The sequence below is a fragment of the Azorhizobium sp. AG788 genome (assembly GCF_004364705.1).
GTDB classification, from domain to species: Bacteria; Pseudomonadota; Alphaproteobacteria; order Rhizobiales; family Xanthobacteraceae; genus Azorhizobium; species Azorhizobium caulinodans.
This window is the reverse complement of sequence record NZ_SOBM01000009.1, coordinates 41449-54858: the sequence shown is the minus strand read 5'-3', so window position 1 is coordinate 54858 and position 13410 is coordinate 41449. Positions and strand designations below refer to the sequence as shown.

At 68.9% G+C, this 13410-nt stretch carries 11 protein-coding genes; 2 read left to right on the top strand and 9 right to left on the bottom strand.

Features of this window, described 5'->3' with window-relative positions; all coding sequences use genetic code 11:
- Nucleotides 1-46: 46 nt before the first annotated feature.
- The 8 genes from DFO45_RS21540 to DFO45_RS21505 form a co-directional block, all read right to left on the bottom strand.
- Complete coding sequence (locus tag DFO45_RS21540; protein WP_245518217.1) at nucleotides 47-1456, bottom strand: pitrilysin family protein; 1410 nt, start codon at nucleotides 1454-1456, stop codon at nucleotides 47-49.
- The gene (locus DFO45_RS21535) at nucleotides 1453-2820 is read right to left on the bottom strand and encodes a pitrilysin family protein (RefSeq protein WP_133866609.1); all 1368 of its coding nucleotides are present in this window, start codon (nucleotides 2818-2820) and stop codon (nucleotides 1453-1455) included. The genes DFO45_RS21540 and DFO45_RS21535 overlap by 4 nt, the downstream gene beginning before the upstream one ends.
- A 310-nt stretch (nucleotides 2821-3130) precedes the next feature.
- Nucleotides 3131-3784 (bottom strand): hypothetical protein, encoded by a 654-nt coding sequence (locus DFO45_RS21530; protein ID WP_133866481.1) that lies wholly within the window; start codon nucleotides 3782-3784, stop codon nucleotides 3131-3133.
- 121 nt (nucleotides 3785-3905) lie between these two features.
- On the bottom strand, nucleotides 3906-4412 hold the full coding sequence (lspA, locus tag DFO45_RS21525; protein WP_133866480.1) for a signal peptidase II: 507 nt from the start codon (nucleotides 4410-4412) through the stop codon (nucleotides 3906-3908).
- Nucleotides 4413-4417: 5 nt separating this feature from the next.
- Nucleotides 4418-7423 (bottom strand): isoleucine--tRNA ligase, encoded by a 3006-nt coding sequence (gene ileS, locus DFO45_RS21520; RefSeq protein ID WP_133866479.1) that lies wholly within the window; start codon nucleotides 7421-7423, stop codon nucleotides 4418-4420.
- Nucleotides 7424-7643: 220 nt separating this feature from the next.
- On the bottom strand, nucleotides 7644-8357 hold the full coding sequence (gene sfsA / locus DFO45_RS21515; RefSeq protein WP_133866478.1) for a DNA/RNA nuclease SfsA: 714 nt from the start codon (nucleotides 8355-8357) through the stop codon (nucleotides 7644-7646).
- Nucleotides 8358-8423: 66 nt separating this feature from the next.
- Nucleotides 8424-9284 (bottom strand): hypothetical protein, encoded by an 861-nt coding sequence (locus tag DFO45_RS21510; RefSeq protein ID WP_133866477.1) that lies wholly within the window; start codon nucleotides 9282-9284, stop codon nucleotides 8424-8426.
- A 123-nt stretch (nucleotides 9285-9407) separates the two neighbouring features.
- A complete protein-coding gene (locus DFO45_RS21505; RefSeq protein ID WP_133866476.1) occupies nucleotides 9408-9866 on the bottom strand; it encodes a PaaI family thioesterase in 459 nt (152 codons plus the stop codon).
- A 128-nt stretch (nucleotides 9867-9994) separates the two neighbouring features.
- Between DFO45_RS21505 and DFO45_RS21500 the strand changes: the two genes are divergently transcribed.
- Both DFO45_RS21500 and hisS read left to right on the top strand, forming a co-directional pair.
- Complete coding sequence (locus DFO45_RS21500) at nucleotides 9995-10810, top strand: MOSC domain-containing protein (protein WP_133866475.1); 816 nt, start codon at nucleotides 9995-9997, stop codon at nucleotides 10808-10810.
- Between the two features lie 56 nt (nucleotides 10811-10866).
- Nucleotides 10867-12375, top strand: a complete 1509-nt coding sequence (gene hisS, locus DFO45_RS21495; protein WP_133866474.1) for a histidine--tRNA ligase — start codon at nucleotides 10867-10869, stop codon at nucleotides 12373-12375.
- Between the two features lie 41 nt (nucleotides 12376-12416).
- Here hisS and DFO45_RS21490 read toward each other — a convergent pair whose 3' ends face one another.
- Entirely contained in the window at nucleotides 12417-13313 is an 897-nt protein-coding gene (locus tag DFO45_RS21490) for a DMT family transporter (protein ID WP_133866473.1), read from the bottom strand.
- Nucleotides 13314-13410: the final 97 nt, after the last annotated feature.

Genomic DNA, 13410 nt, shown 5'->3' with positions numbered 1-13410 from the left:
TTAGCGCGGGCGGCAATGAGGCGCCCGCGCCCGGCCCCGGTCAGCCTCAGCCGCCGAGGCCCACGGGGCGGCCCACCACCACGGTCAGGGTGGACTTGGCGCCCGCCAGGCGCTGGGCCACGCGCTTGAGATCGGCCAGCGTCACCGCCTCGATGAGCGCGTTGCGGCGGTCGATATAATCGATGCCGAGCTTGTCGATCTGGATCTGGAGCAACTGGCCGGCGACCTTGGAGGAGGTGTCGAAGCGCAGGGCATAGCTGCCGGTGAGGTAGGACTTGGCCTCGTCCAGCTCGGTCTGGGTGGGGCCTTCATCCAGCATCTTGCGGAACTCGTCGGCGATGATCCTGATGGATTCCGCCGCGCGCTCGTTCTTGGTCGCCGTGCCGGCGAACCACAGGCCCACGTGCTCCAGCGCCACCTGATAGGAATAGACGGAATAGGCAAGGCCGCGCGCCTCGCGCACTTCCTTGAACAGGCGCGAGGAGAAGGCGCTGCCGCCGAGGATGTGGTTCAGCACGTAAGCGGGAATGAAGTCGGGGTCCTGCCGGTCGAGGCCGTCGGTGCCAATCATCACCACCGACTGAGAGACGTCGAGCGGCACCACGTCCACCGTGCCGAGGCCCTTGGGCTTCACGTCCGCCACCGGCACGAGGGTCGGCTGCGCGGGCAGGGTGCCGAACACGCGGTCGAGCTGCTGGCCGAGTTCCTCGGGCGTGATGTCGCCCACCACGGCCACCTTCAGATTGCCGCGGGCAAGGGTTTTCTTGGCGAAGCCCACGAGATCGTCGCGGGTGATGGCGGGGACGCTCTGGAGTGAACCGTCGACCGGGCGGCCATAGGGATGGTTCGGGAAGGCGGTGGCGAACCAGCGTTCGCTGGCGATGGCGTTCGGCTCCGTGGAGCGGCGGCGCAAGGCGGCGAGCTGCGCAGTGCGGATCCGCTCCACCGCCTCGGTGTCGAAGCGGGGCGCCGTGACCGACAGGCGCAGCAGGTCGAAGGCGGCGTCGCGGTTCTCCGAGAGCGTGCGCACGGAGCCGCGCATCTCGTCGCGATTGGCGTCGAAATGCAGCTCGATGGCCTTGTCGGCCAGCGTGCGGTGGAAGACCTCCGCAGTCATGTCGCCCGCGCCTTCATCCAGCAGCGAGGCGGTGAGGCTGGCGACGCCCGGCTTGTCCGCCGGGTCCTGCGCGGCGCCGCCCATGAAGGCGAATTCCATGGCGATGAGCGGCAGGGTGGTGTCGCGCACCAGCCAGGCCTCGATGCCGCCGGGGCTCATGACGCGGGTGATCCGCGTGGTCTGCGACTGGGCGGGCGTGGGCGTGACGAGAGCGAGCGACATGACGACCATCGAAAACAGAAGGAGGAAACCGGTCACCGCCGGCATGCGCAGGGCGCCGGAGGCGGCCGGGGGCGGAGCGACCTGCGCCGCCCCGGTGGCAAACGGGCGAACCGTCACGAACGCTTCTCCGCAGGACCCTTGCTCTCAGGCTTGGCTTCGGCCTGCGGCGCCGGGGTGAGATAGCCGGTCACGGCCCGGCGCAGCACCAGATAGCGGGCGGCGGCGGCCTTCACCTCTTCCGCGGTCACGCCCTTGACCGCGTCCGGCCAGGCGTTCACCTGATCGACGCTCACGCCGGTGGCCCATGCCGCACCATAGATGCGGGCAAGCGTCGCCTGATTGTCGCGGGCATAGATGGCATCTGCCGTGAGACGGGTCTTGGCGCGGGCGAGCTCCAGCTCGTCCGGACCCTCGGCGGCGATCTTGGCGATCACCTCGTCCAGGGCGGCTTCCAGCTGCTCCAGCGTCACGCCGGGACGCGGGGAGGCCGAGAAGCCGAAGCGGGTCTCGTCATAGGCCGTGCCCTGGTACCAGGCACCGGCACCGGCCGCGAGGCCCTTCTCCACCACCAGCGTGCGGTAGAGCCGACCGGTCTGGCCGCCGCCGAGGATCTGGGCCAGCACGTCCAGAACGTCCGCCTCATTGCCCTTGGCGGTGCGGTAGGACGGCACGAGATAGGAGCGCTGGAGCACCGGCTGCGCCACGCGGGCATCGCTCAGCGAGAGGCGGCGGTGCACCTGCGGCTCGGGCTCCTGCGGGCGGTTGCGCTTGGGCGTGTCCGCGCGGGCGACCTTGCCATAGGTCTCCTCGGCCAGTGCCTTCACCTGCGCGGGCTCCACGTCGCCCGCCACCACCAGCACGGCATTGTTGGGGGCGTAATAGCGCCGGTAGAAGGCGAGGGCGTCCTCCCGGTTCAGCTGCTTGATCTCGTGCTCCCAGCCGATGATCGGGTGCTGGTAGGGATGGTTGACATAGGTCGCCGCCTGCATGGCCTCGCCGAGGCGGGCGGAGGGGTCGTTGTCCGTGCGCATGCGGCGCTCTTCCAGCACCACGTCGCGCTCGGGCAGCACCACCTCGTCGGTGAGCACGAGGCCGGTCATGCGGTCGGCCTCGAAGGCCATCACCTTCTTCAGGTGATCCTTGGCCACGCGCTGGAAATAGGCGGTGTAGTCGGTGGAGGTGAAGGCATTCTCCTGCCCGCCCAGCCGCGCCACCTCGGCGGAGAAGACGCCGGGGGCGTTCTTCTCGGTGCCCTTGAACATGAGATGCTCGAGGAAGTGGGCGATGCCCGACTTGCCCGGCTGCTCGTCCGCCGACCCCACCTGATACCAGACCATGTGGGTAACGACCGGCGTGCGGTGATCGGGAATGACCATCACCTTCATGCCGTTGGCGAGTTCGAACTGCGCCACGTCCGGCCCTGCGGCGGGGGCAGGGGAGACCGCGGCTGCGGCTCCGGCGGCGGCGAGAATGGCGACCATGGCAAGGCGTCTCACGTTCACGGGGCGGTTCCACGGCGCGTCCCGGCGGGCGCGCATCGATGAGAGATAGGATGTCGCCCGGCACGCGCCAAGGCAGACGGTGCGTCAGTGTGCCTGAAGGGGGCGGCGTTCGCAGCGGGGGCGGGGCAAGTGTCGCGGGCTTTTGATGGCGCGGGCATCACGGTGGGCCGCGCAGCGCACCTCACCGGCGCGGGCCGCGCATGGGTATCGGCGCAGCCAAGCCTTGAGCGAAGACGCCGCCCGGGGTGCCGGGCGGCGGGAAAAGGGAGAAGACGTTCGCGCCCGCGGATCAATTGCGGTCGAACAGGGTGGGGAATTTGAACGGCTCGTTCTTCTTCTCCACCACGCCGTAGGGGGCGTTGGGGGCGGGGGTCTGATAGCCGGTGGGAGGCTGCGTCAGGCTCTCGCGGGTGGGCTCGCCGGTGAACACCATCGGCTTCTGGTCGGAAGGCGTGATGCCGAACCAGGACTTGAAGCCGAGTTCGCTCGGGGAGAGCACGTCGCGCTTGTCCTCATAGCGCTGAGCCGGGCCGTCCAGCTTGCCGGCATTGGCCTTGCGGCCCTTGTTCAGCTCGCTCGGCAGCAGCACGTCGCGCTTGTCCTCGTAGCGCTGGGCCGGGCTGTTATCGACGGCGTTGGCCTTCTCGGCCCGCGCCATGTCGGGGTCCTTCGGCCAGTTGTTGAGCTTCGCCGAGGCCGGCGCCTGCGGCTGCGGCAATTCGCCATTCGCGGCCGAGGGCGGCACCACCAGCGGGGCGCGCTCGCGATAGTCGATGGACGGCCTGGTATCGCCGCCGATGCCGATGGCGCCCATGATGCTGTTCATCAGGGTGCCATCCTGGGACTGGGGCAGCTGGTTCGCCGTCTGGGCGGCGACGGGCGCCGCGGCAAACAGGGCCGGCGTTGCGGCCAGCGCGGATGCGGCAAGGAGGAACGCACGCATCCTGGAGGTCTGGAGCGACCGTCTCATGGTGTTCCGCATGGGTCCTTTCCCGTGTTTCCGGTCCAACCGCTCTCTCCTTCATCCGCTCACGCAACGTCAGTTGACGTTTGGTTGGGACAGATCAGAGGTTGCCTTTAGGGCTGCCCTCCGAGGGCGGCGAATTTGAGGCGCGGGCGAAGAGCGCATCATAAAGAAGGATGACGACGCCCACAACGACGGCAATGTCGGCCACGTTGAAGACGTACCAGCGGAAGTCGCCGGCGTGCAGGGAGATGAAGTCGAACACCCCGCCATAGACCACCCGGTCCACCGCATTGCCGAGCGCCCCGCCGATGAGCAGGCCGAGGCCGAAGGCTTCCAGCCGGCGGGGGGTGCGGGCGAGCCACGCCGCAAAGCCGATGGCGGCGGCGATCTTGACCGCCACCAGCACCCAGCGCCCGGTCTCGCCCTGCGGGAACAGGCCGTAGCTGATGCCGGTGTTCCAGATCGCCACGAAGTCCATGAAGGGGGTGATGACCTTCAGCGGCGCATCCCAGCCGGCCGACCAGCTCAGAACGGCGGTCTTGCTCGCCTGATCGAGGACCAGAGCGAGCAGTGCCGTAAGGAGGCCGAGCCGGATGGGGGACATGCGCCTCACTCCGCCGCCGCGCGGGCCTTCAGCTCCCGCAGCGCCTGTGCGTCGCGGGGGGTGACATCGGGATACTCGGGATCGCTGCCGACCTCGGGCGAGACCTTCCACGAGCGGGCGCACTTGCGGCCCTCGGCGCGGGCGAAGACCACCGCAACGCCCGGCACCTCATCGAGGCGGAAGGCCTCGGCTTCGGCCTCGCTGGTGAGGAGGCTGGCATCGGAGGTGATGCACACTTCGGCGAGGTCCACGCCCTCAAGGGCAGCCGCCAGTTCCGCATCGGTCACATGGATGACCGGGGCGGCCTCCAGCGAGGAACCGATGCGCTTGGCTGCGCGCTCCACTTCAAGCGCGCCCAGCACGACGCGGCGGACGAGCCGGATCTTGCGCCACTGCTCCGCCAGCGCCCCGTCGCGCCAGCTCTCCGGCGTCTCCGGGAAGGTGAGGAGATGCACCGAGCCATCCTGCGAGCCGGTGCGGGCGAGGAAGGCTTCCTCGCAGGTGAAGGGCAGGATGGGCGCGAGCCAGGTGACGAGGCGGTTGAACACCTCGTCCAGCACGGTGAGGCAGGCCCGGCGCGTCAGCGACGACAACGGATCGCAATAGAGCGCGTCCTTGCGGACGTCGAAATAGAAGGCGGAGAGCTCCGTCGTCATGAAGTTGGTCAGGAGCGCGTTCACCCGCTTGTAGTCGAAGGCGACATAGGCCTCACGGATCTGGCCATCCAGCTCCCACAGGCGGTGCAGGATGAGCTTTTCCAGCGCCGGCATGTCGGCGACGGCCACGCGCTCGGACGGCTGGTAATGGTGCAGCGAGCCGAGCAGCCAGCGGATGGTGTTGCGCAGCTTGCGATAGGTGTCGGCGGTGGTCTTGAGGATTTCCGGGCCGATGCGCAGGTCGTCGGAATAGTCCGAGGCGCAGACCCACAGGCGCAGGATGTCGGCGCCGGAATCCTTGATGACCGTCTGCGGGGCGACCACGTTGCCCAGCGACTTGGACATCTTGCGCCCGTCCTCGTCCAGCACGAAGCCGTGGGTGAGCACGGCGTCATAGGGCGGACGGCCGCGGGTGCCGCAGCTTTCCAGCAGCGAGGAATGGAACCAGCCGCGATGCTGGTCCGAGCCTTCCAGATACATCACCCGGTCCGGGCCGTTCGGCGGCCGGTTGGCCTTGAGGTCGGGCCGCACTTCCAGCGTGAAAGTGTGGGTGGAGCCACTGTCGAACCAGACGTCGAGGACGTCGTCCACCTTCACCCAGTCCCCGGACGCATGCTCCCCGAGGAAGCGGGCGCGGGCGCCCTCCTTGTACCAGGCGTCGGCGCCCTCGGCCTCGAAGGCCTCGGCGATGCGGGCGTTCACCGCCTCGTCGCGCAGGATCTCCACCGAGCCATCGTTCAGCGGGCGGACGAAGACGGTGATCGGCACGCCCCAGGCGCGCTGGCGCGAGACCACCCAGTCCGGGCGGTTGGCGATCATGCCGGTGATGCGGTTCTCGCCGCTCTCGGGCACCCACTCGACGGTCTTGATGCCGGCGAGTGCACGGGCGCGCAGGGTGTCCGGCTCGTTGCCGGGCAGGGTTGCCGGGCGCGGCGCGGCCTTGCCGTCCGCCTGCCGGATGTCCTGGTCCATGGCGATGAACCATTGCGGCGTATTGCGGAAGATGACCGGCTTCTTGGAGCGCCAGGAGTGCGGATACTGGTGCTTCAGGCGGCCGCGCGCGAGCAGGTTGCCGGCGGCGACGAGCGCATCGATGACGGCCTGATTGGCGTCGCCCTTCTCGCCCTTCTCGGTGATGACGCGCTTGCCCTCGAAGCCGGGGGCCTGGACCGTGTAGAGGCTGTCCTCGTCCACCGTATAGGGGATGGCCGGGTTGATGCCCCGCTCTTCCAGCCAGCGGCGGTTCTGCGTCCAGATCTCGAAGTCCTCGCGGCCGTGGCCCGGCGCGGTGTGGACGAAGCCGGTGCCCGCGTCGTCGGTGACATGGTCCCCGTCAAGCATGGGCACCTTGAAGTGGTAGCCACCGAGATCGAGGTTCGCGAGGGGATGGGCGGTGGTGAGGCCGGCGAGTACCTCAGCCGGCACAGCGTCGAGACGCTTGAAAGCTGCGACGCGGGCGGACTTGAAGACTTCCTCGGCCAGCTTGTCGGCGAGGATCAGCTTGTCGCCCACCTTGGCCCAGTTGTCCGCAGCCGCCTCCGTGACCTCGTAAAGGCCATAGGCGATCTTGGACGAGAAGGAGATGGCCCGGTTGCCGGGGATGGTCCACGGGGTGGTGGTCCAGATGACGATGCTGACGCCGGCGAGTTCGCCACCCTGAACCGGGAACTTCACCCACACCGTATCGCTGGTGTGGTCGTGATACTCCACCTCCGCCTCGGCCAGCGCGGTCTTCTCGACCACCGACCACATGACGGGCTTGGAGCCGCGATAGAGCAGGCCGTTGGCGGCGAACTTCATGATCTCGCGGGAGATCTGCGCCTCGGCCGCAAAGCTCATGGTGGCGTAGGGGTGGTCCCAGTCGCCCTCGACGCCGAGGCGCTTGAACTCGGTGCGCTGCGCGTCCAGCCAGTGCTCGGCATAGGCCCGGCACTCCTGGCGGAAGGCGATCATGGCCGCGCTGTCGGTCAGGTCCGGCTTGGACTTGCCCTTCTTGCGGTAGTTCTCTTCCTCGATCTTCCACTCGATGGGCAGGCCGTGGCAGTCCCAGCCGGGCACGTAATTGCTGTCATAGCCCAGCATCTGCTGGGAGCGCGTCACCACGTCCTTGAGGATCTTGTTCAGCGCGTGGCCGATGTGGATGTTGCCGTTGGCATAGGGCGGGCCATCGTGCAGCACGAAGCGCGGACGGCCACGGCCCACCTCGCGCAGGCGCTGGTAGAGGTCGAGGCGGGCCCAGCGCTCCAGCAGTTCCGGCTCCTTCTTCGGCAGGCCGGCCCGCATGGGGAAGTCGGTCTGCGGCAGGAACAGGGTCTGCGAATAGTCCACGGCGTCGGACGGCGTCTTGTCGGTCATTTGGATCAGGCTCGGAATGGGGATCGTTTCGGTCGCGTGCGTCACAGCCCGGCAGACCCCGCGCGCGCTCAGGCGCGGCGGCAGGGCGCCGGGCGACTAATTCGCGCTATCGCGACAAAGGTTGCGGTCCCGAAGGGCATCAGAAAAGCCATGGCCGGCTTCTAGCAGGCAGGCCGCGCGCGGGAAAGGGCGGAATCCGGCGGGCCGCCCGGACCGGGCCTCAGCCCAGCATGGGGATGGTGCCGGTCACCTCGATGCCCTGCGCGTCGATGCGGCAGACGAGGCCGATGGCTTCGACCCCTGCCGCATGGGCGAGATCAAACGCCCGGCCATAGGCGGGGTCGAGATCGCGGGCGAGGCGGATGTCCCGCGCCGAGGCGATCTGGCTGAGATAGACCATCACCGCCCTGTGACCGGCTTTCACCTCGGCGGCCAGTTCCGCCAGATGCTTCGCCCCGCGCGCGGTGGCGCAGTCGGGAAATTCCGCATGGCCCGGTGCCCGCATGAGGTGGACATTCTTCACCTCCACGAAGCACGGCGGGCGGGCATCGTCCTCCAGCAGGATGTCGATGCGGCTGTTCACGCCATATTTCACCTCGCGCCGCATGCGGGCATAGCCGGCAAGCTCCGGCACCTTGCCCGCCGCGATGGCCTCGGCGACGAGCACGTTGGGATGCATGGTGTTGACGCCCACCAGTTCGATGCCGGCGCCGAAATCGGCCTCCACCAGTTCCCAGCCATAGGGCAGCTTGGCGGTCTTGCCGCTCTTTGGGGCGAGCCAGACGCGGGCGCCGGGGGCCATGAGGCCCAGCATGGCACCGGAATTGGCCACATGGGCGGTCAACTCCGTGCCGTCCTCCAACACCACGTCGGCGAGAAAGCGCTTGTAGCGGCGCACGAGGCGGGCGGGCACGAGGGGAACGGGAAAGCGCATGAGGAACCAGCGGCACAGGGAGAGCCCGCCCTTGGAGCACCTTGGAGGGGACGTGTCGAGGCCGGATCAGAACTTCGGCGTCTCCGGTGCCGTGCCCTGTTGCGCGGCGCGGGCGTCCACTGCCGCGACGATCTGGCTCTGGGCCGCCTCATAGCTCGCCACGGCGCCGCGATTGTCTGCGAGCGTGGTCCTGAAGCTGCGGACCCGTCCCCCGGCCTGCACGATCAGGTCCACCTGAATGAGCAGGTCCTGCTTCTCCTCCACCGCCGCGCGATAGCTGTCGAGCCTGCCGATGGCGAAGGTGGCGGAGACCGCCGGACACGGCGCCTTGGTGCCGCAGGGCTGCACCTTGCCGGTCCCGAACACCCAGATGAGCGACTGGACGGGTGCCGCCTCCTCGCCCCTGCGGAACGAGGGCGGGCCGTATTTCTCGATGAGCTGGCCGATGAGGGGCGCCACCTGCGGTGCGGCGGCCGAACTGCCGAAATCCACCCGGCGCTGGATGCCGAGCAGCGGGCTTCCGGTGGTCGGCAGGCCGAAGCTCAGGGTCACCTCCTCCTGCGTGCCCAGGCCCGAGGTCTGAGCGGTCATCTGGGTGAGCACCGGACGGGAGCGGAAGACCACACCATCGCTCAGATAGGTGATGGTCGCCTTCGTGGCCTCGATGCGGGAGGCAGGATAGGCCTTGGCCAGCGCCGCCCGCGCCTCGGCCTCGCCCATGCCGGGCGCAAGGCCCCGCACGTCCGGCTGGAAACTGGCGATGGCATAAGGCTGCGGCGCTCCGGTGGCGGTGAAGGTGATGTCCTGCGCCAGCGCCGGGCTCGCGGCCAGCATGCTGGCAAGAGCAAGGCCGGCGCACCACAGCAGGGTGCCGAAGCGGCGCATGCGCTGCCGGAGGGCGAAAGGGGAATGGGGAGCGCTCGGCATCGGCTCCTCCCTGGATCATGCCGTGTGAGGCCGAAGCGCGGAGCCACCATCCCGGCATTCGGTCGGCGCAATCTACGGCGGACACCCTTGTCCCTGGCTTGCCTGTCGCCGGTCTATGGCGCCTCAGCGGCTGTCGCTGCGCCCCTCAAGGCACATCAGCGTCTGAGTGGCGGTGGCGCAGTGGGTGCGGACGCCGGCGGTCTCCGCATGGACATCCACCCGCACGATGGTGAGCGTGCGGCCCGATCGCACCACTTCGCCCACCGCCACCAGCCGCTCGCCCTTGCCGGGCGCCATGATGTTGATCTTGTACTCCACCGTCAGCACGGTGGAGCCCGCCGGAAAGAGCGTGAAGGCCGCATAGCCGCCTGCCGTATCGGCGATGGCACCGATCGCCCCGCCGTGGAAATAGCCGAGCTGCTGCGTCACGCCTTCCGCATAAGGCAGCACCACCTCCACCCGGCCCGGGGCGACCGTGCCGAGGCTGGCTCCCATGGTGGCCATGAAGGGTTGGCGCGCGAAGCTCTCGCGCACCCGTGCCTCGAAGGCAGGATCGCGCACGGTGGGAGCGGCGGCTGTCATGGGCGGTCCTCCGTTGTTCTTGCCGCCATCATAGGCGGCCGGGCGCATGGCGGAACTGCGCCGTCCCGGCTTGACCGCGCGCCGCGGCGGTGCGACCCACGGCCAACTCTGCCGAGAGGACCGCGCCCATGGCTTCCGCCCAGCTTGTCGCCATCCACCGCTATCCCGTGAAGGGGCTCTCCCACGAGGCGCTTGAGAGCGTCGCGCTAGAGGCCGGCACGTGGTTTCCTGGCGACCGGGTCCATGCCATCGAGAACGGGCCGAGCGGCTTCGACCCGGCGACCCCCGAATACAAGCAGAAGACCGCCTTTCTCGTGCTGATGCGCGACGAGGCGCTGGCTGCCCTCGACACCCGCTATGACGCGGCCACCTCCACCCTCACCGTCTCGCAGGACGGGGCGGTGCGCGCATCCGGCGATCTCTCGACGCCGGAGGGCCGCGCGGCCATCGAGGCCTTCTTCACCGCTTACATGGGGCGCGATGCGCGCGGGCCGCTGCGGGTGCTGACCTCGCCCGCCGGCCACCGCTTCACGGATTCGCTCAGGGCCGGGTTCGTCTCGCTGCTGAACCTCGCCACCGTGCGCGATCTTTCCAAGCGCATGGGGGCGGAGGTGGACCCGCGCCGCTTCCGCATGAACCTCATTCTCGATGGCTGGGAGGCCGGGGCGGAACTCGACATGGTCGGCCGCGTCATCGCCATCGGCCCGGACGTGCGCCTTCAGGTGCTCAAGCGCACGGAGCGCTGCGCCGCCACCAGCGTCAATCCGGACACGGCGGCCCGCGACCTCAACGTGGTGAAGGGCCTCGTGCGGGCCTATGGCCATACCGACTGCGGCATCTATGCCAAGGTGCTCACCGGCGGGCGCGTCGCGCCGGGCGACGCCATCCATCTGGCGGACGGCGCGCCGTCCCCCAAACTTGCGACCCAGCCGAGGCTCCTCTAAGAGGCCCCTAACGGTCGCGAGACCCCTTCAGATTTCAAGAAGAACAGGCTTTTCCCATGGCCACCGACACCAAGCCGAAGGCGCGCCTGCCGCGCGGTCTCGTGGATCGCACCGGAGCGGAACTCGTCGCCACCCGCGCCATGCTGGAGAAGATCCGCGCCGTCTATGAGCTCTATGGTTTCGAGGCGCTGGAGACGCCAGCCATCGAGTATACGGACGCGCTGGGCAAGTTCCTGCCCGATCAGGATCGGCCGAACGAGGGCGTCTTCTCCTTCCAGGACGATGACGACCAGTGGCTGTCGCTGCGCTACGACCTGACCGCCCCGCTCGCCCGCTATGTGGCCGAGCACTTCGACGCGCTGCCCAAGCCCTATCGCTCCTATCGCAACGGCTATGTGTTCCGGAACGAGAAGCCCGGCCCCGGCCGCTTCCGCCAGTTCATGCAGTTCGATGCCGACACGGTGGGCGCCCCCTCGGTGGCGGCGGATGCGGAGATCTGCATGATGGCCGCCGACACGCTGGAGGCGGTGGGCATCCAGCGCGGCGACTACGTCATCAAGATCAACAACCGCAAGGTGCTCGACGGCGTGCTGGAGGCCATCGGCCTCGGCGGCGCCGAGAATGCCGGCCGCCGCCTCACCGTTCTGCGGGCCATCGACAAGCTGGACAAGATCGGCCCTGCCGGCGTGCGCGACCTGCTCGGCGCCGGCCGCTGGGAGAATCCGGAAGCCAAGAGCGGCGACTTCACCAAGGGTGCGGGGCTGGAGAGCGCCGCCATCGACCGGGTGATCGCCTTCGTGGAGGCCGGCACGGGCACGGCGGGCCTTGCGAAGCTCGACGCCGTGGTGGGCGAGAGCGAGGCCGGCAAGGCGGGCCTTGCGGAGTTGCGCGAGATCGCGGCTCTGATCGCCGCCGCCGGCTATGACGACGGCCGCATCGTCATCGACCCGTCCGTCGTGCGCGGCCTCGAATATTACACCGGCCCCGTCTATGAGGCCGAACTCACCTTCGAGGTGAAGGACGAGAAGGGGCGCCCGGTGCGCTTCGGCTCAGTCGCGGGTGGCGGGCGCTATGATGGCCTCGTGGCGCGCTTCCGGGGCGAGCCGGTGCCGGCCACCGGCTTCTCCATCGGTGTGTCCCGCCTGCTGCACGCGCTGGCCCACCTCGGCAAGATGGAGACGCTGGCCGAGATCGGCCCCGTGGTGGTGCTGGTGATGGATCGCGACCGTGCCGCCGATTACATGGCCATGGTGGCGAAGCTGCGCGCCAACGGCATCCGCGCCGAAATGTATCTCGGCGGCTCGGGCATGAAGGCGCAGATGAAGTATGCCGACAAGCGCAATGCGCCGGCCGTCATCATCCAGGGCTCCAACGAGAAGGACGCGGGCGAGGTCCAGATCAAGGATCTGGTGGAGGGCGCGCGCATCGCCGCCGATATCGCCGACCATGCCGAATACCGCGCCGCCCGCCCGGCGCAGTTCTCGGTGAAGGAAGAGGAGATGGTGGAGGCGATCCGGGGCGTGCTGGAGCGCCGCGCCGCCCCTTCGCTGGGTCTCGACGACTGAAGGCCGACGCCGGGTCCGGTTCATCCGCGACCCGGCATTCCCTATTCGGCGGGCGCCGCCGCGCCCACCTTCGCCTTGCGGCCGAGCACGACCACGGCCACCACGGCGACGGCGAACATCACCGTCTCAAGGTCCAGCGGCTCGCCATTGATGGGCCAGGCAAGGGCAATGGTGACGAAGGTCTGCAGGAGCTGGACCTGCGCCACGCGGGCGACGCCGCCCATGGCGAGCCCGGCGTTCCAGAAGAAGAAGCCGATGAACTGGCTCATGGCGGCCACATAGAGGAAGCCCAGCCAGGCCGGCGTCGGCACCGCCGCGAATTCGCGGGGCAGGAAGAGGAGCGCCGCCGGCAGCGTGATGGGCAGCGCGATGACCAGCGCCCAGGCGATCACCTCCCAGCCCTGCATGAAGCGGGCGAGCCGCGCGCTCACCGGATAGCCGATGCCGCAGGCCACCACCGAGCCCAGCAGCAGCAGATCGCCCGTACCGAAACGGTCCATGCCGCCGTTGCGGGCGGCGAACACCACGACGAGACCAGCCCCCAGCAGGCTGAAGGCGAGGAAGAGCGGGCTCGGCCGCTCGCCGGAGAACACCATGGCGCCGAAGGTGGTGGCGATGGGCAGGAGGCCCAGCACCACGCCCGCGTGGCTCGCCGGCACCGTCTGCATGCCGAAGGCCATGAGCAGCGGGAAGCCGAACATCAGGCTCGCGACCACCAGCAGCAGGTCGCGGAATGCCCCCTTTCGCCCGAGCCAGGGCACCCGCCGGCGCACCAGCAGCAGCGCGCCCGCCATGAGGCCGGCGAGCGCCGCCCGCCCGAAGGTGATGAAGAAGGGATCGAGCCCGTTCAGGGCCAGCCGCGTCGCCGGCACCGTGGCGCCGAAGATCACGACGCCGATGAAGCCGAGCAGGAAACCGAGCGTGACGCGCGAGGACATGGCGAGAACCCGCCGGGCGACTCCCGGCCGCCACGACCTACACGCCGGCAGGCGGCGGCAAAAGCGAGAAGTGGTTATGGGATCCATTGCGGAAAGT